Source organism: uncultured Phocaeicola sp., assembly GCF_948499155.1.
GTDB classification, from domain to species: domain Bacteria; phylum Bacteroidota; class Bacteroidia; order Bacteroidales; family Bacteroidaceae; genus Phocaeicola; species Phocaeicola faecalis.
The window spans coordinates 168,562-194,573 of sequence record NZ_CAOOSE010000003.1; the positions used below are offsets into that span (position 1 = coordinate 168,562).

Below are 26,012 nucleotides of genomic sequence, written 5' to 3' on the forward strand. Positions count from 1 at the left end.
ATGTATAATATGGACGATATTCAGATTTTCAAGAATGAGGTTTTTGGCGAAGTGAGAGTAGCCGGGACCAGTGAAGAACCGTTATTCTGCCTTGCGGATATTTGTAGGATACTTGATTTACATACAGGTATGACCAAACAGAGGTTAGATGCAAAGGGTGTAAGTTTGATTGACACCCCTACAAATGGAGGTGTACAGCAGCTTATATATATGAGCGAAAAGAACCTCTATAAAACGATTATGCGCTCAGACAAGCCACAAGCCGAACATTTCCAGGATTGGGTATGTGGCGAAGTCCTTCCTTCTATCCGCAAACATGGCGGTTATCTTACACCCGACAAAATAGAAGAGGTATTGAGCAATCCGGATACCATTATACGTTTGGCGATGCAACTCAAGGATGAGCAATCCAAGAGAAGGGATGCAGAGCAGCATATAGCCATCCTGACGCATACGAACAAAACCTATACGGCTACGGAAGTCGCAAAAGAAATAGGTATGCGTTCGGCTGCTGAGTTGAACAGATGGCTTGAGAGTGAGAAAGTACAGTATAAGGTAAACGGAACATGGGTGCCTTGTGCCGGTTATGCAAATTTGGCGTGGTTTGAAATCAAGCAGGAAGAGCTGGACAGTGGACGTATAATTTATCATAGGAAGATAACCGGTATTGGCCGTGACGGAATCATTAATCTTTATCAGAAGGGAGGGTGAGATGAAATAAGACATCATATCGGGAATTATTCTCGCAATACTACGAGTAGAAGCGTAGTAATAACAAAAGCAGTTCTTTTACGGCTTAGAATGAAAAGAAAGCCGTCCTCCTTAATGATTGACAGTCGACAGGAGATGAACACCCAAGGCATTGTTTACGGCTTTCTTAAGTTATAAACAAGTTCTTGGGTGTTTTGTTTTCCAATCTTTAAAAAAAGTATCGATGAGAATAGAGGAATTATATCAGGATATCATAATTATGGTATGTAATGTTACAGGTATTGATGAGGCTGACATATTGCATAGCAACCGCGAAGAGTGTGCCGATGCCCGATACCTCCTTGTAATGGCGTTATCCAGGATGATGACCGATGAGGAGATTGGCAGGGTCATACACAGGACCAGGCAGGGTGTATCTTATATCCGCTCCAACAGGGCAAAATTAAGCAAGTGGATTGTGGCAAGCAATTGGCAAGTAATCAGCAAGTATATCGCAAGCAAGTATTTCATTTGCCGCTGAATTATGGCTTTCTTTGCATGTAGCCCAACGAAGGGCTGCAATACAAAATACAAGTTATATGGAAGCAGAAGTAAAACAAGTAATCAAAGAGAAGGAGTATGTCCATGGCGAAGATCGTAAGGAATATGCTTCTAAGGGCGTGGGTAACGCAGCATTGACTACCGGTATTATCGGTACGGCTCTGGGTGCAGCCGCATTATGGGGTCGCGGAGGTCGCATTTTTGGCGGTGGCGGTATGCCTGAGAACGTAAACATCAATACGGTCAGCGATGCCATTGCCGGACGTTCGGGCGTGGCTCCTACGGCATTTCAGGCGTGGGAGAAGGGATGTGAGGAAGCTTTGAGTTTGACCAATACCATTTGGGGGCTTAAGGTCAACACTCAGGAACAGATGTACGCACATCGCGAGATAGACATTAACGAGAAATGGCAGCTCTACAAGTCACAGGTAGACGGTGACTTCGGAAATTACAAGGTTTCCCGTGACCTGTACGATAACATGAATGACAAGCTGAACACAGCTGCATTCGGTCTGTACAAGGGACAGCGTGACCTTTACGACACACTCAATGAACGTTACTCCGCCAAGTTCTGTGAGCTGGACAAGAAGGTATACGGAATGGAAGTTGCCAACCTGTACCAGAACAAGATTATTCAAATGGGCATGGATAGTGTCCTGAAGGAAAGTATGTGCTATACGGACCGCAAGACATGCCGTGCAATCTATGGTGTGGTGGGTTTGCCTTCAACCCCGACAGTCAGCGTGCTGGAAGGGGCGAACCCTTACGGATGCAACTGCCGCCCGCAGTCAACCGCACCAAACGCGTAAGACGTAAGAAACGTTAGTGGTAAGTCCCTTCGGGGGCATACCACTTTCTTTATTAACCACTGACAAAAAAATAATGAATATGTTTGAAAATGATCCTCTACTTACATCCGGGCGTAACCTGGAACAGTTGGCGCAGGAAAATGAGATGTACCAGCAGAAGTTACAGGCTTTGCAGCAGTTTCCCAAGACGCAGCCCGTACAGCATACCGCAACTCCTGTTTGGGATGAGATAGACCGTATTGTCTCATCTCTCAACGAGCAGGAGCGTGGGGTCCTCAGCAACAATAAAGAATACTACGATAACAGCATGGCTATACAGGAGATGGTTAATGCCGAACTGCTTCTGCTGGTCAAGGGCAGGATAGAAGCGTCTGCCGAAGGTAAGGCCATATTGGAGCAGCAGCTGTCATTCGTAAGGCGGACGTCGAAAGCGGCCAAGGAAGAGACCGCCAGGCGTGATGCTCTGTTCAGGGAGTACGTGACGGAACATAGTGATATGACATGGCAGGAGTTCATCGACTGGAAGAATGGAAAACCTCAATCTAAATCAAAAAAATGATGGAAGCAAAGAAAAGTATAACAGAGATTAAGGACAAGATGGCTGATTCGCTGTTGTTGTGGGTTGATGACAGGATTGACACGCTGGTTGAGGCTAACCCGAAGCTGAAAGTCGCTTCGGTGTATTTGAAGAGGGGTGCAAAAAACTATATCGCCAAAGAAAGAGACAACCTGAATACAATGATTGACAATGCCTCTTTGTTTTTGTGTGACGAAAACGGCAACATTGATGCGGATATGCTGTTTAATGACCTCATAGTAATGTTTCGCGAGATGGATGAGATGCCGTTCGGGAAAGGTTTTATCCGTGGAACTATAGGTAAGGGAAATATCCGCATTGCTCTCCCCGATAATCCGGTATCGAATATCCTGTTTGGCAATACAGGGGCTATCAGGATAACAGATGCCGATCTGATAGAGCTTAAGAAGCTGATGATGGAATGACATATTGAAAGCAAAAATAAACGTTTGCTGTGACAATTTGATATACCAAAATACTTCTTTTTGCCTATCAAAAAGACACAAGTGTCCAGAGAAAACAAAACAGATTGATAATATATAATATTAACGACATGGAATATAAGGATATGATTAGGGATGCCAAGGCTAACGGTGTAGCCTCCGACAAGGCGATGTGGCAGAGCGTGGACACATTGAGTGATATGCTGTGTATTCTCAGGGATGAGCACCCGGATGAATACTGGCATTTTATGCGCAAGCAGCACTCCATACTGTACGGCAACCACTACGACAGGAATTTTGCCGAAATGGATGTAGAGGGTATACGTTATACAGGACCGTCCGGTGAGAAGAGAACCGGTGCCCATTGGACTGCCGATCAGATAGAGGAAGCTGCAAGAGGGATGTCTTTCCCTTCGGGTACAACCAAGTGGGATAAGTATGTCGCGTTTAACTCGTTTTACGCCGATATGTGTATGGTCTGTGATGATGCTCAGATCCTCAAGGGTGCCCATAGGTTTTACTTTGCCGACGAAGACGCTCCGCAAGGCAAGATATGGGTGTATATGGCTGCAATGTATGACGCCGGGAAGTAGGTGTAGGGATATTCTTGCAAAGATTGGGCATGCACTGGGTTGCAGGGTTGATTTTATAGAGGATAAATAGATTGAAAAAGTCCCCGGTTTGATGAAATCGGGGACTAAAACAGGGACTGTTTAGTAAGGGATAAGATTGAATAAAAACGCTGTGATAAATATAAATCCGCTTCACGGTACTTTAAAACAGCGTATTACGCGATAAAACGCAAAACGACGGCTATTAATTAGTTCTCATCGGGTGTACGAATTTAGCAACCTCCTGACAGACTTCTGTCAGGAGGTTTTTTCTAAATAATACTTTCCCTCTGTGAACCTTTTTTCTTCTTTCTAGTTATTCCATTATGAAACTTTTGAAAAAGTCTCTTATTATTTAGCTTTTTCTTAAAAAATAACGCTAATAAATGATATTGTTTGTTTTATAGATTGTATATATTAAAAATGCGAGTATATATTCGCCTTGCAGATTAAAATATTTGTTTATATGGTTGTTTTGAGACTGACGATTAATTAAACTTATTTATTTAAACATTAAATTATCAACTAAATCTGAGATTCATGAAGAAGGCTCTCTTTTTAATGATGTGCTTATGCTTCTCAATTAGTGTATTAGCACAAGCAAAGACGGTAACGGGAACGGTGGAAGATGCTACCGGAGAACCGATTATCGGGGCAAGTGTTCTGGAAATGGGCACAACAAATGGTACAATAACTGACGTAGACGGTAACTTTACTCTTCAAGTTCCGGAAGGAGCAAAACTTGAAGTGAGTTTTCTTGGTTACAAATCACAGCAAATTGTGGTGGGCGCACAGAGCCATTACAAGGTGGTGTTGAAAGAAGATACTGAGGTGTTGGATGAGGTAGTAGTTGTGGGATATGGTGTGAAGCAAAAACGCTCTACTATGACTACGGCTATTTCAAAAATGGATAATAAGGTACTCGAAAATGCAGCGATTGCTAATGCGGCACAGGCATTGCAGGGGTCTGTCAGTGGTTTGCGGGTGACAAATACATCCGGTGCTCCGGGTAGTTCGCCCACTATCGTACTGCGTGGTGGTGCCGGTATCGAATCTGCCGGAAGTCCGCTGGTGGTAGTAGACGGAGTTGTTCGCTCGATGGATGATGTCAATCCAGCGGATATCGAGTCAATCCAAGTATTAAAAGATGCAGCTTCGACTGCTATTTATGGTGCCCGTGCCAATAACGGTGTCATTTTGGTACAGACCAAGAAAGGAAAAGAGGGGGTTGCCCAGATTTCTTATAAATTTAAGGGTGGTCTGAACTTTGCCCGCAAAGGATATGAATACATGGATGCCGAAAACTACATTAAATACGGACGTTTGGGACGTCAGTATTCGGGTGGTAGCTTATCACAAATTGATGGTATGCGCGGTTATGGTGCTGTGTACGGTCAGAATAACCCTGAACAATTTTCTATCAGATACCTGGATGGCAATGAAGATTTACTGCAGGACGGATGGAGACAAATGACTGACCCTATTTCGGGCAAGCAAATTGTGTTTAAAGATTATGGCACTACTTTGAGAGATGAAGTATATAAAGATCCTGCCTTCACTCAAGACCACTATCTGAACTTTACCGGCGGTAATGAAAAAGGTACTTTTGCTGCATCGTTGGGCTATTACTCGGAAGATGGTACTGTAAAAGGTACTCAGTACAGACGTTTTAGCGGTACATTGAACGGTAACTATAAAGTATTGCCTATCTTGAATATCAAGGGAGGGGTGAATTTCTCTACTTCAGAAGCTCCGCAATTGTATTATGATGATACGGCTGACTTGTTCGAACGTTTACAGAGTGTGGAACCGACATGGAATCCTTTCCTGCCGGATGGTTCGCCCAACTATGGTTATGGTAAAAGAGATGGTAACCCTTTGTATTGGCTCGATAAGTTGACTAATAAAAACAATACCCGCCGCACTACGCTGAATATTGGTGCCGATCTTGAGCTGATTAAAGATAAATTGTATTTGAGAGAAAACAGCTCGTTATATTATTCAGATTATACGAAAGAAACTTTTGATAAGGCGTATCGTGACTATTGGAATGAAAATACGCAGCGTAAAGCCTCTTTCGAATATACACGTACTATTCAGCAACAGCATAGTTTGCAGTTGGAATATACCGATACTTTTAAAGAGAAGCATAATGTTTCTGCCATGGTGGGAGGTGAATACTTTGAAAATCAATATTTGCAATATAAAGGCACAGCCGATGGCGCTCCTTTCGACCAGATACCGACATTGAATGTTTCCGGCCGTGATAATATGTGGTCTTATTCTTACCGTCAGGGATATCGTATCGCTTCCGGTTTTGCACGTGTGACTTATGATTACGAACGGCGTTACCTGTTTACTGCTGTGATGCGTTATGACGGTATTTCTAAATTGTCGGATAACCGTTGGGGCTTCTTCCCCGGTGTGTCTGCCGGATGGAATGTTCACGAGGAAGCTTTCTTTAAGGATAGTGAGCTGGCAAAAGTAGTATCTACTGTGAAACCCCGTATCTCTTACGGTATCAACGGTAATGTAAACGGCATTGGAAATTATGATGTGTATGGAGTTTATGATAAGCAGACTGCTTATAATGGAACGACAGGTATCTTGAATACGGGAGTGATTAACTCAAAATTAAAATGGGAAAAGAGTAAATCTTTTGAATTGGGGCTGGATTTGGGATTCTTGGATAATCGTTATAATTTGATATTGGATTATTATAACCGTACCACATCCGATTTGCTGACTAATGTTAATTTGCCGGGTTATACCGGTTTTGATTCTTTCAAAACAAATTTGGGAAGTCTTCGTAATACCGGTTTTGAAGTGGAAGGTAACTTAAGTTTGATTCGTAATCCGAAAGGCTTTAACTGGGATTTCTCTTTTAATGCTTCATTGGTACATAATAAAATTATTAAGCTTCCTTATAATGGAAACGAAAACAACCGCCAGGGCGGTACTCAGGTTTTTGACCCTAAAACACAACAGGTGATTTGGGTAGGCGGTTATCAGGAAGGGCATACCATGGGAGATATTTATGCTTATAAGCAAGTGAAGATTCTTAGTGATTGGAATGAGGTGAATACCATGGCAGGTGATTATATTGATATGATTGCCGGACTTTATGGACCTAACGTAAGTGATGCCGATAAAAAGAAGTATGGTTTGACAAAACCCATTGAACCGGGTGATGTTTTGTGGGCGGATTTGGATGGAAACCATAAAATAGACCAGCTGGACCGCGTGAAAGTAGGTAATATTTATCCTAAATGGACAGGTGGTTTCTCTACTACGCTTTCTTATAAGAATGTGTCTTTATACGGACGGTTTGATTTTGCTTTGGGACATACTATTCTGAATATGGTGGCTATGCGTTCTTTGGGACAGTCTGTTGGTTTCAAGAATATAATTAAGGAAGGACTGAAAACTTGGACGGAAGAGAATACGAATACCAATCTGCCGAAATCTTATTATGATGACTCTACCAACAAGAAAAATATCTATCGTGATACGAAGGGTAGCGATATTACTTCTGTTAATGATAGAAGTTCCAGATTCTATGAAAAAGGGGATTATCTGGCCTTGAGAGAATTGACTTTGAATTGGAAATTACCTGTTAACTGGGTGTCTAAGGTGGGCATGACAAATGCGTCTGTGTATATCACGGGTCAGAACTTGTTCTATATCACCGGCTATAGCGGTTCTTCTCCCGAAGCTCCGTTGACTTATCCGGGTGTGGATACCGGACGTTATCCTACACCGAGAACAGTGTTGGTAGGTGCCTCTGTATCATTCTAAGTTTATTATAATAAAAGAAGAAACGATTTATGAAAAATAAGATTATATCATTAGCCATCATGACAGCTTCCCTTTTTACAATGACGGGATGTTTGGATATGGATCCGGTAAGTAGTATTACCGATAAGAATATGTGGGAGAGTGAGGGTCAGTTTACTTCGTTTGTTTATGGGGTACACAGTCGCTTACGTGCAAATTCTTTCAATATGTTTATTTTAGGAGAGTTGCGCTCGGATATTTATAATCCTTCTACCGGATGGACGGGAGAGAGTAATAAGGTGGAGGAAATTACTTCTAATATATTAAGTCAGGAACGTCCGGGATTGAGCAACTTTGCAGGTCTGTATAGTAATATTAACCAGATAAATCTGTTTATCAGTAAAGCTGCCAATACGAATTTGTTAAAGGAGAAAGATAAGGCTTATTATTTGGGACAGATGTATGGCTTGAGAGCATTCTATTATTCCCATTTACTTCGTTCATGGGGAGATGTGGTTTGGACAGACCAACCGAGCACAGGCTTTGAAATCGGTAAACTGGATAAGGCGGCTAGTCCGGCTACGGAAATAATGGAAAAGATTAAAGCGGATATACAAAGCTCGGAAGACTATTTTGGCACAGATTACAGTTTTCGTGAATCACGTACATTTTGGTCGAAAGCTGCAACACTGATGCTGAAAGCTGAAGTCTATTTGTGGTCCGGTCGCCAAATGGGAGGTGGAACAGCCGATGCTACAGTTGCTCAGAATGCTTTGACCGACATTCAGAGTCATATCTCCAGAGAAACTCTTGATTTGATGCCAAACTATACAGACGTGTTTGCTTATGACGATAAAGGTAATGAGGAGATTATCTTTACCATTCATAATAAACAGAACGAAACAGATTTGTTTGGCGGCAGTTGGAGAAATAATCTGGTGCCTCAAAGAGCTACATTGAGTCTTTATTATGATAAAGAGACAGACGGACAGTTTGAATTGAATTTCAATGGTAACATGTATTATCCTATAAGAAATGAGTTGTACGACAACTTTGATGACTTAGATACCAGAAAACAAGGAACTCTGAAAGCTGCTTTTACAATGGATGCACCACACGATTATGTAGGATGTTTCCCTTATAAATATCGTGGCACTACCCCGTCGGGAGCTTCAGAAAGACTTTTTGCCGATGATTTTCCTGTATACCGTTATGCCGATTTATTGTTGATGTTGGCTGAAGCCAAGTCGTTGACTGGAGGAGATCCGACTACCGAAATCAATTTGATACGTGCCCGTGCTTATAAGACTAATTATGATGCGGCCACAATGGGGTATCCGAATATGGCAGGTGACAAAGACGGTATCAATGAGGTTTTATTGAGAGAACGCTATAAGGAATTTATGTTCGAAGGTAAACGTTGGTATGATTTGCGTCGTTTCGGCAATGAATATGTATTTGAGTACACTACTGCCGATGCTTCTTACCCTCAACGCTTGTTGTGGCCTATCGACAAGAATACATTGACAAATAACCCTGCTTTGGAACAAACTCCGGGATATTAATCGTATTTCTTGCCTAAATAATAAAATAAAGGTGGTTTTTTATCATAAAAAGATAAAGAATCACCTTTTTATTTTCATATTACAATAAAATATTTTATTTTTACCCGCGTAATTAAACAATAATATTATGAAACGAAATTCTTGGTTGTTAGGAACTCTTTTATTCCTCTCTCCTTTACAAATGAGTGCTCAAAAGCAGGATACGGTTGCTGTGCGCGAAACACGTATCCCGGTATTGATTGAACGACAGGACAATGAACTGTTTAATTTGCGTATAGATGCTACGCAAAGTCAGGTGTTGAATGATGTGAAACTTAGTTTCGGCAAAGAAGTGAATCTGAATGAAATAGAAGCAGTGAAGCTTTATTATGGCGGAACAGAAAGTGCTGAGAGAAAAGGAAAAACTTATTTTGCTCCCGTTGATTATATTCCAAGTAATACTCCGGGTAAGACATTGGCTGCTAATCCTGCTTATTCGATTTTGAAAGCAGAAGTAAAAGCTCCGAAAAGAGATATTGTGTTTAAAGTAGACCAAAAATTGTATCCGGGGGTGAACTATTTTTGGGTGAGTTTACAGATGAAACCGACTGCTTCCGTGCTTGCAAAGGTATCGGCAGAAGTGACAGGTGTAACGATGGATGGTCAGGCTGCTCCGGTGAAAGTGGTGCGTAAAACTGATACTCATTATATGGGAGTTGGTGTTCGTCATGCCGGTGATGATGGAGTGGCAGCTTATCGTATACCGGGATTGGCGACTTCCAATAAAGGTACGCTACTTGGTGTATATGATGTTCGTCACAACAACAGCGCAGACTTGCAAGAATATGTGGAAATAGGTTTGAGCAGAAGTACAGACGGCGGACAGACTTGGGAAAAGATGCGTATTCCGATGTCTTTCGGTGAACATGAAGGTTTGCCAAAAGCTCAGAATGGGGTGGGAGACCCTGCTATCTTGGTGGACAAGAAGACTGGTACTATCTGGATTATAGCAGCGTGGACACACGGAATGGGTAACGGACGTGCTTGGTGGAATTCTCAACCGGGAATGGATATGCATCATACCGCACAACTTATGTTGGTGAAGAGTGATGATGACGGTAAAACATGGTCTGAACCGATAAATATTACGGAACAGGTAAAAGATCCTTCTTGGTATTTCTTGTTACAAGGTCCGGGTAGAGGTATTTCGATGGATGATGGCACGTTGGTATTTGCCAGCCAATATATCGGAAGTGATAGAATTCCTAATGCAGGTATTATCTATAGTAAAGACCATGGTAAGACATGGAATATCAGTTCATTGGCACGTACCAATACGACAGAATCACAAGTTGCTGAAATAGAGCCGGGGGTATTGATGCTGAATATGCGCGATAACCGTGGCGGCAGTCGTGCGGTATCTACTACTACCGATATGGGTAAAACTTGGAAAGAGCATGTTTCCTCTCGTACTTCTTTGCAGGAACCGGTATGTATGGCGAGCCTGATTAGTGTGAAGGCCAAAGACAATGTGCTAGGCAAAGATATTCTGTTGTTCTCTAATCCGAATGATACAAAGAATCGTCACAGCATCACAATTAAGGCAAGCCTTGATGGTGGAGTGACTTGGTTGCCCGAAAACCAGTTGTTGCTGGATGCCGGATGGGGTTGGGGATATTCTTGCCTGACTATGATTGATAAAGAAACAGTAGGTATATTATATGAAAGTAGTGTGGCTCACATGGCTTTCCAGGCTATTAAACTGAAGGATATTATCAAAACTAAATAAATGAAATGTAGATTAACCTGTCTCATAGGTATGATATTTGTCTGTGCTATAATTATAGCACAGACAAATGCTTATCCGTTACTTCCTATGCCACAGAGTTATATAGTAACGGATAAGTCGTTTACAATGGGAAAGGTAAAGCTTTCTACTCCGGTTTTGAAGTCGGAGTGGGAGGCTTTTATTGTAAATGCCGGTGGGGAGTTGGCAGACAAAGCTACTGCTGAGATTAAAGTAGAACTTCTTCCGGTTATTGATGGGGTCAAATTAAATCCGGATGAGGCATATAGATTGTCTGTGTCCGGAAAATTGATTAAGATAGAGGCTGTTACAGAACGTGGGGTGTATTGGGCTTTGCAAACGCTCCGTCAGTTAGAAAAGAAAAAAGGAAAGAAAAGCAACTTTGCCGGTTGTGAGATTGTGGATTGGCCGGCTTTCCGGATACGTGGCTTTATGCAGGATGTAGGTCGCAGCTATATTTCGATGGAAGAATTAAAACGGGAAATAGAGATACTGTCTCGTTTTAAAATCAATGTATTTCATTGGCATCTTACCGAGAATCAGGCATGGCGTTTGGAGAGTAAGATATTCCCGATGCTGAATGACAGTATTAATACAATCCGTATGCCGGGTAAGTATTATACACTGGAGGAAGCGCGTGAATTGGTGGACTTTTGTAAACAACATCAAGTCATGTTGATTCCCGAAATAGATATGCCGGGACATAGTGCTGCCTTTATCCGTACTTTCCGTCACGATATGCAGAGTCCTGAAGGAATGAAAATCTTGAAACTGTTGATAGATGAAGTTTGTGAAACCTTTGATGTGCCTTATTTGCATATCGGCACCGATGAAGTAGCTTTTACTAATCCTGATTTTGTTCCAGAAATGGTATCTTATGTGCGTTCAAAAGGCAAGAAGGTGATTTCTTGGAATCCCGGTTGGCATTATAAGCCGGGAGAAATAGATATGACCCATTTGTGGAGCTATCGTGGAAAGGCGCAACCGGGTATTCCTGCCATTGATTCCAAATTTCATTATTTGAATCACTTCGATACATTTGCCGATTTGGTTGCCCTGTATAACAGTCGTATATATAATAAGGTAGAAGGAAGTAATGATATAGCCGGTACCATATTGGCTATATGGAATGACCGGATGATTTCAAAAGAAGAAGATATGATTGTTCAAAATGGATTGTATCCCAATATGCTTGCCATTGCCGAGCGTGCATGGAGAGGTGGCGGATCAGAATACTTCGACGGGAATGGAACGATGTTTCCTGATGAGAATACAGAAACATTCCATGAGTTTTCCGATTTTGAAAATCGTATGTTATGGCATAAAGAACATACATTCAAAGGCTATCCTTTTGCGTATGTGAAACAGACTAATGTGAAATGGAACATTACCGATGCCTTTCCCAACGATGGGGACTTGTCAAAAGTATTTCCTCCCGAACAGGAGTTGAAAGAATCCTATGAGTATAAAGGGAAAACGTATGGAACACGCGAAGCTATTGGTGCCGGCATTTATCTGCGTCACGTTTGGGGAACATTGGTTCCGGGTTTTTATAAAGATCCTAAGGAAGACCATACCGCTTATGCTTATACATGGGTTTATTCTCCCAAAGATCAAGAAGTGGGGTTGTGGGCCGAGTTTCAGAATTACAGCCGTTCCGAGATGGATTTGGCCCCATTACAAGGAAAGTGGGATTATAAAGGCAGTCGGATATGGATTAACGATCAGGAAATAATGCCTCCCGTGTGGACAGCCACTCATCGGGTAAAAAGTAATGAAGTACCTTTGGGTAATGAAAATTGTGTGGTGCGTCCTCCATTGCTGGTCCATTTAAATAAAGGTTGGAACAAAATATTCCTGAAGTTGCCGATAGGCAAGTTTAGAATGGACGAAACACGTCTTGTCAAGTGGATGTTTACTACCGTCTTTGTTACTCCGGATGGTGAAAAGGCAGTAGAAGGATTAATTTATTCACCTAAAAAACAACTATAAAATGAAAAACATTGCTTTACTTTTGTTGGGGCTTTTCTTTGCACTTCCCCAATTTGCCCAAGAACGCAAATATTCTACATTCTATGAGCAACGTGCAACTTTATTCGAAGAACTTCCGGTTACTTCGAAAGATATCATCTTTTTGGGCAACAGTATAACTAACGGATGTGAGTGGGGTGAGCTTTTCCAGAATTCTCATGTGAAAAACAGGGGAATCAGTGGTGATATCTGTATGGGAGTATACGACCGTCTTAATCCTATTGTAAAGGGAAAGCCGGCTAAAATATTTCTTTTAATAGGTATTAATGATGTGGCGCGAGGAACGTCGGCAGATACAATTGTTGCAAGAATCGAAATGATTGTAAAGAAAATAAAGGCAGAATCTCCGAAAACTAAATTATATTTGCAAAGTGTATTGCCCGTCAACGATTGTTATGGTATGTTTGGCGGACACACCTCTCGTTGGCAGGTTGTGAAGCAGATAAACGATTTGTTGAAACCTTTGGCAGAGAAGGAGGGAGCTGCGTATGTTGATTTGTATAGCCACTTTGTGGATGGAGATACCGGAAAGATGAATCCTCAATATTCCAATGATGGTCTGCATTTATTGGGAAAAGGCTATCTGTTGTGGCGTGATATTGTGAAACCTTATGTTGATAAGAAATGAAAAAGACACTGATACTTTTTATAAGCCTTTTTTTCTGTGTTGCTCTTTTTGCACAGAAAAAAATCAAAGTTGCTTGTGTGGGTAATAGCATTACTTATGGTTATACATTGCCCGACCGTGAAACTAATGCTTATCCGGCAAAGTTACAAAAAATGCTGGGGGGCGATTATATGGTTGGTAACTTTGGAAAATCCGGTGCTACTTTATTGAATAAAGGTCATCGTCCTTATATGCAGCAGGAGGAATACCGTAAGGCAATTGATTTTGCCGGTGATATCGTTGTCATCCATCTGGGTATCAATGATACAGATCCGCGAGACTGGCCTAATTATCGTGATTTCTTTATTAACGACTATAGGGCGTTGATAGATTCTTTTCGTGTGGCTAATCCCAAATGTCGCATTTTGATTGCGCGTCTTACGCCGATTGCCGACCGTCATCCCCGTTTTGAGTCGGGCACACGTGATTGGCATGGTGAAATACAATTGGCTATCGAGAATATTGCTAAATATACCGGTGTCCAGTTAATTGATTTCCATGAACCACTGTATCCTTATCCGTTCATGTTGCCCGATGCGGTTCATCCCAATGTGGAGGGAGCTGAAATATTGGCTAAGACTGTATATGAAGGTATTACCGGAGATTTTGGCGGGTTGAAGATGAGCCCGTTGTATACTGACAATATGGTGCTGCAACATGGAAAGCCGTTGACTATTCAGGGTACTGCCAATGCCAGCGATAAAATAACTGTATCTATCGCACATCAGAAACGGAACGTTGTAGCAGGCATGGATGGAAAATGGTCTGTCACTCTCTCACCTTTAAAAGCAGGAGGACCTTATACATTAGCTATTTCTTCGGATAAGGAAAAACTTACCTATAACAATGTGTTGGCTGGAGAAGTATGGCTTTGTTCCGGGCAGTCGAATATGGAATTCTATTTGAATTGGAGTGCGACCGCCAAACGTGATGTGCCACAAACTGCCAATAATAATATCCGTCTTTTTGATATGAAAGCGCGTTGGCGTACAGATGCAGTCGAATGGAATGCTTCCGTTCTTGATTCTTTGAATCATTTGCAATATTATAAAGATACGCAATGGACAGTTTGTTCTCCAAAAACGGCCGGCAATTTCTCCGCCGTGGCTTATTATTTCGGCAAGATGTTGCAGGATAGTCTGCAAGTGCCTGTCGGGTTGATTTGCAATGCCATCGGCGGTTCACCTACTGAAGCATGGGTAGACCGTAGTTCGTTGGAATATCACTTTCCGGCTATTTTGCGTAATTGGACTAAAAATGATTTTATTCAAGACTGGGTGCGTGGACGTGCTGCTTTGAATGTTAAAAAGTCAACTGATAAATTGCAGCGTCATCCCTACGAACCTTGTTATCTGTACGAATCGGGTATTCGTCCTTTGCAACAATTCCCTATTAAAGGTATTATTTGGTATCAGGGAGAGTCGAATGCGCATAATCGCGAAGCACACGAAAAACTGTTTAAATTATTAGTTGACAGTTGGCGCAAGAACTGGACAGATAATGAGTTACCTTTTTATTATGTGCAGTTATCGAGTATCGACCGTCCGTCATGGCCTTGGTTCCGTGACAGCCAGCGTCGTTTTCTGACGCAAATACCCCATACGGGAATGGCGGTGACTTCGGATAAAGGAGATTCCTTGAATGTACATCCTACACATAAGCAGGAAGTAGGGGAACGTCTGGCTGTTTGGGCATTAAACAAGACCTATAATCATAAAAATGTAGTGCCTTCAGGACCGCTTTTCAAATCTGTGTCCTTTAAAAATGGGGCAGCTTATATTTCTTTTGATTATTCTGAGGGTCTTCATGCATCAGATAACAATGAAATTCGTACCTTTGAGCTGGCTGGAGATGACCAATTGTTTTATCCGGCAAAAGCTGTCGTCGTAAACGGCGAATTAAAAATATGGAGTGACAAGGTAAAAGAGCCGACAATAGTGCGTTATGGTTGGCAACCGTTTACTCGTGCCAATCTGGTGAATGGTGCAGGGTTGCCGGCTTCAACGTTCCGTTCGGATGTGAAATAACGATAGGGGAAGCTTTACGCTTCCCCATTGGAACGATAAAAAGATGTAAGATATGAGAAAATTGCGAATGTTAATGATGATGGGATGCATCCCCATGATATTAGGTGCCAAGGAGTATAAGGAGCCTGAGAAGATAAACCTGAATAAAGGATGGGAATTCAACCAGGCAGGCAAGAATGAGTGGTTGCCGGCTATAGTTCCTAGTACGGTACACCAGAATTTGATAAGCTATGGTATCATTCCGAATCCTTTTTATGGTAAGAACGAAGAGAAGGTGCAATGGGTGGAAAAGGAGGATTGGGCATATAGAACTACTTTCAATGTGACGGACGAACAGCTGGCACGTGATGCCGCCGTACTCCAGTTTGAAGGATTGGATACTTATGCTGATATTTATCTGAACGGCTCTTTATTGGAACGTACAGACAATATGTTTGTCGGTTATACTCTTCCTGTGAAAGGGGTATTGAGGAAGGGGGAAAACCGTTTACAGGTCTATTTCCATTCACCCATCAAACAGGCATTACCGCAATGGGAAACAAACGGATTCGACTATCCGGCAGACAATGACCATAGTGACAAGCGTGTCAGTATTTATACCCGTAAAGCACCTTACAGCTATGGATGGGATTGGGGTATTCGATTGGCTACCAGTGGTATATGGCGTCCCGTACATTTGGTTTATTATGATGTGGCAGCTATTGAGGATTATTATGTGCGCCAAGCTTCGGTAACTGAGGAATTGGCGAAGGTCGAGAATCAGTTGGCAATAAATAATATCACTTCTACTCCTCAAAAGGCGGAAGTGACCGTGAGTTATTCTTATAAAGACGGTGAAAAGACAACGAAGCAGAAAGAAGTGACCCTGCAACCGGGTGCGAATGAAATCAATATACCCATAGAAATCGCCAATCCTCATCTTTGGATGCCGAATGGTTGGGGCGAACCTGCTTTATATGACTTTGAAGCTCAGGTAAAGGTGGATGGCAAAGTGATTGCTTCCAAGCAGGAACGTATCGGACTGCGTAATATCCGTGTAGTAAAGGAGAAAGATGCCCAAGGTGAATCTTTCTATTTCGAGGTAAACGGTAAACCGATGTTCGCTAAGGGAGCGAACTTCATTCCCGATGATGCTTCGTTGCCCAATGTCACGCCTGAACGCTACCACCGATTATTCAAAGATGTGAAAGAGGCCAATATGAACATGCTTCGTGTATGGGGTGGCGGTGTGTATGAGGATGATGCTTTTTATAAGGAAGCTGATGAAAACGGTATCCTGATTTGGCAAGACTTCATTTTTGCTTGTACCACTTATCCGTCAGACCCTGCTTTCTTGAAGCGTGTGGAGGCGGAAGCCGACTACAATATCAAGCGTTTGCGCAATCATGCAAGTTTGGCCATGTGGTGTGGAAATAATGAAATCTATGAAGGAATGCGTTATTGGGGATGGGACAAGAAATATACCGACCCTGCCATAATGGAAGGTATGAAACAAGGATACGACAAACTGTTCCGTGAATTGCTGCCCCGCAAGGTGAAAGAATTGGATGCCGACCGCTTCTATATGCACGGCTCTCCTTACGAAGCCAATTGGGGACGCCCGGAGAGTTGGAAGATAGCCGACAGCCATAACTGGGGGACATGGTATGGACAGAAACCCTTCGAGAGTTTCGATACGGAGATACCTCGTTTTATGAGCGAATATGGTTTCCAGGCATTCCCGGAAATGAAGACTATTGCCACTTTCGCCGCACCCGAAGATTATGCGTTGGAATCGGAAGTGATGAATGCCCATCAGAAGGCTTCTACCGGTAACTTCTTGATTAAAAAGACGATGGGGCTGTATTATAAGGTTCCCGAAGACTTTGAACAACTGGTGTACTTGGGCTTGGTATTGCAAGGACAAGGGATGCGTCATGGGATGGAAGCCCATCGCCGCAACCGTCCTTATTGTATGGGCACGCTTTATTGGCAGCTGAATGACAGTTGGCCGGTTGTTTCTTGGTCGAGCATCGATTATTATGGAAACTGGAAAGCCATGCACTATCAGGCAAAGAGGGCTTTCGCTCCGGTATTGGTGGATGCAATAAAAGAAGGGGATGATTTGAATATCTATGTAATGTCCGACAAGTTGGAAGCCGATAAAGATGTCACCCTTCAGTTGCGTCTGATGGATTTTGACGGGAAAGTATTAAAGAAGCAAGAGATAAAAGGTGAAGTGCCCGCTAATGCTTCTACCTTATATTATAAGGAGAAGTACGAGGGAATGACTCCTAATCCAAGGAATACCTTCTTACTGATGACGCTGAAAAACAAGAAAGGCGAAGTATTGTCCGAAGAAATTTATTATTTCAACTTTGCCAAAGATCAGGATTTGCCTAAGGCTGATATACGCTATAAGGTGAAGCAAATGGATGGCAAGTGTGAGATAACACTATCTTCCAAGCAGTTGGCAAGAGATGTGTTTATCGAAATACCCAAGCAGTTGGAACCCACCTTATTGGAGTCTTCTCTTCAGGGAGCAAGGTTCTCTGATAATTTCTTCGACCTGTTGCCGGGACAAACGAAGAAAGTGGTGGTTACTTCCGAGGAGTTGTTGAAAGATGGGAAATTGGATATTCGTATCCATCAATTAAGCGATACTAACTAATCAATTAAGTATATATTATGAAACATTTAATGAGCCTAGCAGGGCTGTCTGTGGCAGGTTTGATGCTTGTATCCTGCAACACACAAGTAAAAGAAGCAAATTATCAGGTTATCCCGTTGCCGCAGGAAATCTCGGTAATGGAACAGGCTGCTCCGTTCATTTTGTCGGAGGGTACAAAGATTATGTATCCCGAAGGCAATGAGAAAATGCAAAAGAATGCAGAGTTCTTGGCAAGTTATATTAAAGATTTGACCGGAAAAAGCTTGACTGTACAAGCCGGTACGGAAGGTAAAGGTATTCTCTTGCAATTGGGAGGGAATGCAGAAAATCCGGAAGGTTATCAATTGAAAGTGACGGATGCCAATGTCGTGATATCCGGTCCGACAGAAGCCGGTGTTTTCTATGGTATCCAGACATTGCGTAAGTCTATTCCGGTGGTACAAGGCATGGACATTGCTTTGCCCGCAGTAGAAATCAGTGACTATCCTCGTTTTTCTTATCGTGGAGCACATTTGGATGTGTCTCGCCATTTCTTCCCGGTCGACTCGGTGAAACGTTTTATTGATATGTTGGCTTTGCATAACATTAACCGTTTCCACTGGCACATCTCTGATGACCAAGGATGGAGAATCGAAATCAAGAGCCGTCCCGGATTGACAGAAGTCGGTTCAAAGAGAACAGAAACTGTAATCGGACATAATACCGGTAAATATGACGGTCAGCCTTATGGTGGTTTCTATACTCAGGAAGAAGCAAAAGAAATTGTTGCCTATGCTGCCGACCAACATATTACGGTTGTTCCTGAAATCGATATGCCGGGACACATGCAGGCTGCTTTGACTGCTTATCCGGAATTGGGATGTACAGGAGGCCCGTATGAAGTATGGAAAATATGGGGTATATCGAATGATGTACTGTGTGCCGGAAATGATGAGACACTGAAGTTTATTGACGATGTATTGGGTGAAATCATTGAGATTTTCCCGTCTGAATATATTCATGTAGGAGGTGACGAATGTCCGAAAGTGCGTTGGAAAACTTGTCCGAAGTGCCAGGCACGTATCAAGGCATTGGGTATAAAGGGTGATAAGAAACATTCGGCAGAAGAATATTTGCAGAGCTTCATTATCAATCATGCAGAGAAGTTCTTGAATGACAAAGGTCGTCAGATTATAGGCTGGGACGAAATTCTGGAAGGTGGATTGGCCCCCAACTCAACTGTTATGTCATGGCGTGGCGAATCAGGCGGTATAGAGGCTGCCAAGCAGAAACATGATGTGATTATGTCGCCGAATACTTATCTGTATTTTGATTATTATCAGTCTAAGGACGTTGAGAATGAGCCGGAAGCCATCGGTGGTTATCTGCCTATCGAAAGAGTTTATTCTTATGAGCCGATGCCTAAGTCTCTCACTCCTGAAGAACAAAAGTATATAAAAGGTGTACAGGCTAACTTGTGGACGGAATATATTCCTACTTTCAGTCAGGTAGAATACATGGAATTGCCTCGTATGGCTGCTTTGGCCGAAGTACAATGGACAATGCCTGCGAAGAAAAATTATGAAGACTTCTTGAAACGTTTGCCGCAACTGGTAGATGTATACGATGTATATAAGTACAATTATGCTACTCATGTATTTGATGTAAATGCTGTTTTCACTCCTAATCCGCAGGATGGAACATTGGATGTAACTTTATCTACTATTGATAATTGTCCGATTTATTACACATTGGATGGAAGCGAGCCGACTGCTGCGTCAGCACAGTATACAGAACCTTTGAAACTCAAAGAAAACTGCACTTTCCAGGCAGTGGCAGTTCGTCCTACAGGAAACAGCCGTGTGGTGAAAGAGGACATCGCTTTCAACAAGGCAAGTATGAAACCTATCACTATGTTGCAGCCGGTAAATAAGCAATATGAATTTAACGGTGCTCCCACTTTGGTGGATGGATTGAAAGGTAATGGAAATTATAAGACAGGCCGTTGGATTGCTTTCTATAAAAATGACATGGAAGCTGTGATTGATTTGAAAGAACCGACCGAAATTCAAAGTGCTTCTATCTCTACTTGTGTAGAAAAGGGGGACTGGGTATTTGATGCTCGTGCCCTTTCTGTAGCAGTGTCCGAAGACGGTCAGAACTTTAAAGAAGTTGCTTCAGAAAAATATCCTGCCATGAAGCAGGATGACAAGAACGGAGTGTTTAACCATACTTTGACATTCTCACCGGTTAAGGCTCGTTATGTCAAGGTGACAGCTTTGACGGAACATAGCATTCCTGCTTGGCATGGTGGTAAAGGCAATCCTGCCTTCTTGTTTGTAGATGAAATTTCGTTGAACTGATTAATCCATAGCTTGTGTGACAAAGAAACAATTATATGGAAATTTGCTGGCTGTATTAGTGGGTGGTTTATTGGCATGCAGTGCATGCCATCACACTGATGCGTCCGGTTCTGAAATATCTCTTGAGAAAATGAACGGCTTCCCTTCGGGGAATGCCGCTTTTCTTAAGGGAGTTTCTGCTTTATATGCAGGAGTAACAGAAGGCCGTTTGATAATGGCGGGTGGATGTAATTTCCCGGATATTCCTGTTGCCGATGGCGGAAAAAAGGTGTTTTATAATGAAATTTATGCCACTCCTTTATCATCGGATACCACCTTCCGGTGGAAACAAATAGGTCTTTTGCCTGAAGCGTCAGCGTATGGAGTAACTATTTCTACACAAAAAGGGTTAATTTGTGTTGGAGGAACTACTGCTGATGGTAGTATATCTGATGTATTTCTTTTATCTTTGCAAGAAGACGCCCTGGTAACCGATACTTTACCTTCTTTACCCGTGACTGTCGATAATATGGCAGGTGCCTTAATCGGTGATTTGCTGTATATCGTAGGAGGAAATGTGGATGGTGTTCCCTCTTCGGATATGTATTCGCTGGATTTGTCAAACTTGGATAAGGGATGGCAGAAAGAGGCCAATGTGCCCGGCGAACCGAGAGTGCAACCGGTATGTGCGGCACAGGGAGGAAAACTTTATGTTTGGGGAGGCTTTGCTCCGGCTGTAGATGGACGCAAGGCAACCTTGTCTGTGGACGGTTATGTATATTCACCCGAGACGAAAGAATGGACTTCGGTAGCGACCCCGGTCGATAAAGAAGGAAAAAGTATTTCATTGGGAGGCGGAGCAGCCGTTCCTTGGGGAGAAGAGGCTATTTTGTGTGTGGGCGGTGTCAATAAGGATATATTCCTGAAAGCCTTGCAGGGCATTTATGCGGGAAAAGAATATCTGTCGCATCCGGTGGAGTGGTATCAGTTCAATAAGAATCTGTTGCTTTACTATCCTGCGAAAGATGAATGGAACTCTTTGGGTGAATATGAACAGGGAGCACGTGCAGGAGCAGCTTTGGTTGCCGACGGAGTTTATACTTATATAATAAATGGTGAATTAAAACCAGGTATTCGTACCAATGAAATAAACAGAATTAAAGAGAATAGAAAATGAGGAAACTTACACTATTGGCAGGTGTGGCGTTGAGCCTGTTGTTGGCGGGTTGCGCCAAGGAACAGAAAGAGACACTTTCTGTGATTCCCGTTCCATTGAGTGCAGACTTGCAAAAGGGTGCTTTTCAATTGAATAATCAAACAAAATTATGGATAGATGCACCCCAAGAGGATAAAACGGTATTGGCAGACTACATGGCCGGCTCTCCTTATCAATTGGACGCTGCTCTGGAAGAAGTGGCCGATAATGCGGTCATTCTTCAACAAGTAGACCGGTTGCTGGATATTACTTCGCCCGAAGGATATGTATTGGAAGTAACTCCGAAGCAGGTAAAAATCCGGGCTACTTCGGGTGCAGGACTTTTTTATGGTGTCCAGACATTCCTTCAAATGGTCAATGAGAAAAAGGAATTGCCGGTAGGAACCGTTACCGACGAGCCACGCTTTGCCTATCGTGGTATGATGCTCGATGTTTCCCGTCATTTCTTTGATGTGAATTTTGTGAAAAAGCAGATTGATGCTTTTGCCTATTATAAACTGAACCGCCTCCATTTACATCTGACTGATGCGGCAGGCTGGCGTATTGAAATAGATAAATATCCCCGTCTCACTGAATTTGCTGCGTGGCGTGAGTTCCCCACCTGGAAAGAATGGTGGAACAATGGTCGTCAATATCGTGAAGAAGGTAGTGAGAATGCTTATGGAGGCTATTACACCAAAGAGGATATCCGTGAATTGGTGGCTTATGCCAAAGCTCGTTATATAACCATCATTCCCGAAATAGAAATGCCGGCACACTCGGAAGAAGTATTGACGGCTTATCCCGAACTGTCTTGTACACATGAACCTTATAAGCAGGCTGATTTCTGTGTGGGCAATGAAAAGACTTTTGAATTTCTGGAGAATGTGCTGACGGAAGTGATGGAATTATTCCCGTCCGAATATATCCATATTGGTGGAGATGAGGCGGGTAAAGCATCTTGGCCTACTTGTAAGTTATGTCAGGCACGGATGAAGAAGGAAGGTTTGAAAGATGTGAACGAATTGCAGAGTTATCTGATTCATCGCATTGAAGTGTTCCTGAATGCCCACAACCGCAAACTGTTGGGGTGGGATGAAATTCTTGAAGGAGGATTGGCACCTAATGCTACAGTTATGTCATGGCGTGGAACGGAAGGAGGAATGAAAGCGGTGGAAGCCGGTCATAAGGCTATTATGACTCCGGGTGAATTTTGTTATTTTGATTCTTATCAGGATGCACCGGATTCTCAGCCCGAGGCTATCGGCGGGTATCTGCCTTTGTCCAAAGTCTATTCCTTTAATCCGGTACCTGATACGTTGAGTGCCGAAAAGGTGGGACTGGTGTATGGTGTGCAGGCAAATCTGTTTACAGAATATATTCCGACACCCGAGCATGCTGAAATGATGATTTACCCCCGTGTTCTTGCGTTGGCGGAAGTTGCCTGGAGTGCACCGTCGAAGAAGAATTATGAAGACTTCCATGTACGGGCTCTAAAAGCGGTGGAAGAATTGAAAAAATCCGGTTATTATCCGTTTGAGCTGAAAAATGAAATCGGTAACCGTCCCGGAGCTGATAAGCCGGTGGAACATCTGGCAGTAGGGAAGAAAGTGACTTATGGCCCTGATGCTGCTTATTATCCCGGATATGCTGCCGGGGGGGATACGGCTTTGGTCGATGGTGTCCGTGGTGGATGGACGTATGGTGATAAGCGTTGGCAAGGTTTCATTGACAAGAAAAGAATGGATGTTACGATTGATTTGGAGAAAGAGACGGAACTTCATTTTATCGGTGCAGACTTTATGCAGGTTTGCGGACCGGAGGTATTTATGCCTGCCGAAGTGACAATCTCTATATCCGATGATGGTAAAGACTTTACAGAATTGAAGCATATCGAGCATAAAGTAGTGAAAGACGATAAGGTAACTTTTACCAATTTTGGTTGGGAAGGCAATGCTAAAGGACGCTATGTACGTTATCAGGCAACTTCCGGCGAGTTTGGTGGTTTCTTGTTTACAGATGAAGTTGTAATTAAATAAATGACTATGATACGAAAACTGAGTATTTTGACCGGTGTCGCATTGTTTTCTTTGCTGACTGCAATGGCGCAAAAAGAACCGGCCAATTATGTGAATCCTTTTGTGGGGACTACGAATTATGGGACGACTAATCCCGGTGCGATGTGTCCGCAGGGAATGATGTCGGTTACGCCTCTCAATGTATTGGGGGATGTACCCGAAAATAAGATTAACAAGGACAGCACCTGGTGGTCTACTCCTTACGAGTTCAATAATAAGTATATGACAGGATTTGCCCATGTCAACCTGAGTGGTGTGGGTTGCCCCGAATTAGGCTCTTTACTGCTGATGCCGACCACCGGAAAGCTGAATGTTGATTTTAATACTTACGGAAGTGTGTACAGCAATGAATCGGCTACTCCCGGCTATTATACCAATGTATTGGATAAGTATAATGTAAAGTGCGAAGTGACGGCTACTCCCCGTACCAGCATGGCACGTTTCACTTTTCCGGCAGGACAAAGCAATATCTTGCTGAATCTGGGTGAAGGATTGACAAACGAGAGTGGCGCAACAGTGCGTTTTGTCAATGACCGTGAGATTGAAGGAACCAAGTTGCTGGGTACTTTTTGTTATAACCCGCAAGCTGTATTCCCAATATATTTTGTGATGCGCATTAATAAAGTACCGGCAAAACGCGGCTACTGGAAAAAGATGCGTCCGATGGGGGTGGAAGCACAGTGGGATGACACGGCAGGCAAGTATAAACTTTACACTGCCTACACAAAGGAAATGAGCGGTGACGATGTCGGTGCATGGTTTACTTTTGACTCGACAGTGAGCGAAACGATAGAAGTCAGCATGGGTGTATCCTTTGTGAGCATCGAGAATGCACGTTTGAATCTTGAAAAGGAGCAACCGTTCGGAACTACATTCGACAAACTGCGTGCCGAAGCACGCAAGATGTGGAATGACGACCTTTCACGCATCACTGTCAAAGGCGGAACAGAAGAACAAAAAGGAGTATTCTATACCGCCATGTATCACACTCTTATCCATCCGAATATCCTTCAGGACGTTAGCGGTCAATACCCGCAGATGGAAGGCGATAAGATTCTGACTACCAACCGTAACCGTTATACGGTATTCTCATTGTGGGATACATATCGCAACGTACACCAATTGATGACGCTGGTATATCCTGAGCGCCAAATGGATATGATTCATACCATGCTCGGAATGTATAAGGAACATGGATGGTTCCCTAAATGGGAACTTTACGGACGTGAGACGTTGACAATGGAAGGCGATCCTTCTATTCCGGTTATTGTGGACAGTTGGATGAAAGGTCTTCAGGACTTCGACATCAACTTGGCATATAAAGGTATGTATAAGTCGGCCACTACTCCGGGTAAGGATAACCTGATGCGCCCGGATAATGATGACTATATGGCAAAGGGATATGTGCCGATGGAAAGCCAATATGATAACTCTGTTTCACATGCCTTGGAATATTATGTGGCAGATTATGCGCTGTCTACTTTGGCAGAAGAACTGGGAAAGAAAGAAGATGCCAAGCTGTTCCGCAAACGTTCTATGGGTTATAAGAATTATTTCTGCAAAGAATTTGGCACTCTGCGTCCCATTACGCAGGAAGGCAAGTTCTATGAACCGTTCGACCCCAAAGAAGGAGCAAACTTTGCACCCAGTCCCGGTTTCCACGAAGGAAATGCATGGAATTACACTTTCTTTGTTCCTCATGATATCAAAGGGCTGACAAAATTGATGGGTGGCGACAAGAAGTTCGTAGATAAGCTGCAAAGTGTGTTCGATGAAGGAAATTATGACCCTGCCAACGAACCGGACATTGCCTATCCGTACTTGTTCAGCCGTTTCAAAGGCGAAGAATGGCGTACTCAGAAATTGGTAAAAGAGTTGCTGGCCAAACACTTCACTACCAAACCTGACGGTATCCCCGGAAATGATGATACAGGTACTATGTCTACATGGGCTATTTTCAGTATGATGGGATTGTATCCTGATTGCCCCGGTGTACCCGAATATACATTAACCACTCCGACTTTTGATGAGATAACCATTAAGCTTGACCCTAAATATTGGGGTAAAGACAAACTGGTCATCAAGAAGGAAGGTCATGGAGACTATATCAAGGAAATCAGATTAGGAAACAAGAAAGTGAATAAATACCTTATTTCTCATGATGACTTGATTAAGGCGGGAGAGATAACTTTTGTTGTTACAGACCATATCAATAAATAAGAAA

The 26,012-nt window shown here is 42.8% G+C and carries 17 protein-coding genes; all 17 read left to right on the forward strand.

What is annotated here, in order from left to right; translation table 11 throughout:
• The first annotated feature begins 9 nt into the window (after positions 1 to 9).
• The gene (locus QYT14_RS04070; protein WP_288323958.1) at positions 10 to 711 is read left to right on the forward strand and encodes a BRO family protein; all 702 of its coding nucleotides are present in this window, start codon (positions 10 to 12) and stop codon (positions 709 to 711) included.
• A 223-nt stretch (positions 712 to 934) separates the two neighbouring features.
• Positions 935 to 1,231 carry a hypothetical protein gene (locus QYT14_RS04075; protein ID WP_288323959.1) on the forward strand — a complete coding sequence of 99 codons (297 nt, stop codon included), beginning with the start codon at positions 935 to 937 and terminating at the stop codon, positions 1,229 to 1,231.
• A gap of 58 nt (positions 1,232 to 1,289) precedes the next feature.
• Positions 1,290 to 2,060, forward strand: coding sequence for a hypothetical protein (locus QYT14_RS04080; protein ID WP_288323960.1), 771 nt, complete (start codon positions 1,290 to 1,292; stop codon positions 2,058 to 2,060).
• Between the two features lie 16 nt (positions 2,061 to 2,076).
• A complete protein-coding gene (locus QYT14_RS04085; RefSeq protein WP_288323961.1) occupies positions 2,077 to 2,619 on the forward strand; it encodes a hypothetical protein in 543 nt (180 codons plus the stop codon).
• Complete coding sequence (locus QYT14_RS04090) at positions 2,616 to 3,062, forward strand: hypothetical protein (protein ID WP_288323962.1); 447 nt, start codon at positions 2,616 to 2,618, stop codon at positions 3,060 to 3,062. Before QYT14_RS04085 ends, QYT14_RS04090 begins: the two co-directional genes overlap by 4 nt.
• A gap of 128 nt (positions 3,063 to 3,190) precedes the next feature.
• Positions 3,191 to 3,673, forward strand: coding sequence for a hypothetical protein (locus QYT14_RS04095; protein ID WP_288323963.1), 483 nt, complete (start codon positions 3,191 to 3,193; stop codon positions 3,671 to 3,673).
• Positions 3,674 to 4,231: 558 nt separating this feature from the next.
• The gene (locus tag QYT14_RS04100) at positions 4,232 to 7,489 is read left to right on the forward strand and encodes a TonB-dependent receptor (RefSeq protein WP_288323964.1); all 3,258 of its coding nucleotides are present in this window, start codon (positions 4,232 to 4,234) and stop codon (positions 7,487 to 7,489) included.
• 29 nt (positions 7,490 to 7,518) lie between these two features.
• Positions 7,519 to 9,033 (forward strand): SusD family outer membrane lipoprotein NanU, encoded by a 1,515-nt coding sequence (gene nanU, locus QYT14_RS04105; RefSeq protein WP_288323965.1) that lies wholly within the window; start codon positions 7,519 to 7,521, stop codon positions 9,031 to 9,033.
• A 127-nt stretch (positions 9,034 to 9,160) separates the two neighbouring features.
• Positions 9,161 to 10,801, forward strand: coding sequence for a sialidase family protein (locus tag QYT14_RS04110; RefSeq protein ID WP_288323966.1), 1,641 nt, complete (start codon positions 9,161 to 9,163; stop codon positions 10,799 to 10,801).
• Positions 10,802 to 12,811, forward strand: coding sequence for a family 20 glycosylhydrolase (locus QYT14_RS04115; RefSeq protein WP_288323967.1), 2,010 nt, complete (start codon positions 10,802 to 10,804; stop codon positions 12,809 to 12,811). It begins immediately after the preceding gene.
• Between the two features lies 1 nt (position 12,812).
• On the forward strand, positions 12,813 to 13,478 hold the full coding sequence (locus tag QYT14_RS04120) for an SGNH/GDSL hydrolase family protein (protein WP_237038280.1): 666 nt from the start codon (positions 12,813 to 12,815) through the stop codon (positions 13,476 to 13,478).
• Complete coding sequence (locus QYT14_RS04125) at positions 13,475 to 15,544, forward strand: GDSL-type esterase/lipase family protein (RefSeq protein WP_288323968.1); 2,070 nt, start codon at positions 13,475 to 13,477, stop codon at positions 15,542 to 15,544. Before QYT14_RS04120 ends, QYT14_RS04125 begins: the two co-directional genes overlap by 4 nt.
• Positions 15,545 to 15,596: 52 nt before the next feature.
• The gene (locus tag QYT14_RS04130; RefSeq protein ID WP_288323969.1) at positions 15,597 to 18,194 is read left to right on the forward strand and encodes a glycoside hydrolase family 2 protein; all 2,598 of its coding nucleotides are present in this window, start codon (positions 15,597 to 15,599) and stop codon (positions 18,192 to 18,194) included.
• 17 nt (positions 18,195 to 18,211) lie between these two features.
• On the forward strand, positions 18,212 to 20,536 hold the full coding sequence (locus tag QYT14_RS04135; RefSeq protein WP_288323970.1) for a glycoside hydrolase family 20 protein: 2,325 nt from the start codon (positions 18,212 to 18,214) through the stop codon (positions 20,534 to 20,536).
• Positions 20,537 to 20,552: 16 nt separating this feature from the next.
• The gene (locus QYT14_RS04140) at positions 20,553 to 21,692 is read left to right on the forward strand and encodes a cyclically-permuted mutarotase family protein (RefSeq protein ID WP_288323971.1); all 1,140 of its coding nucleotides are present in this window, start codon (positions 20,553 to 20,555) and stop codon (positions 21,690 to 21,692) included.
• Positions 21,689 to 23,749 (forward strand): family 20 glycosylhydrolase, encoded by a 2,061-nt coding sequence (locus QYT14_RS04145; RefSeq protein WP_288323972.1) that lies wholly within the window; start codon positions 21,689 to 21,691, stop codon positions 23,747 to 23,749. The genes QYT14_RS04140 and QYT14_RS04145 overlap by 4 nt, the downstream gene beginning before the upstream one ends.
• Before the next feature lie 6 nt (positions 23,750 to 23,755).
• Positions 23,756 to 26,008, forward strand: coding sequence for a GH92 family glycosyl hydrolase (locus tag QYT14_RS04150; protein ID WP_288323973.1), 2,253 nt, complete (start codon positions 23,756 to 23,758; stop codon positions 26,006 to 26,008).
• Positions 26,009 to 26,012: the final 4 nt, after the last annotated feature.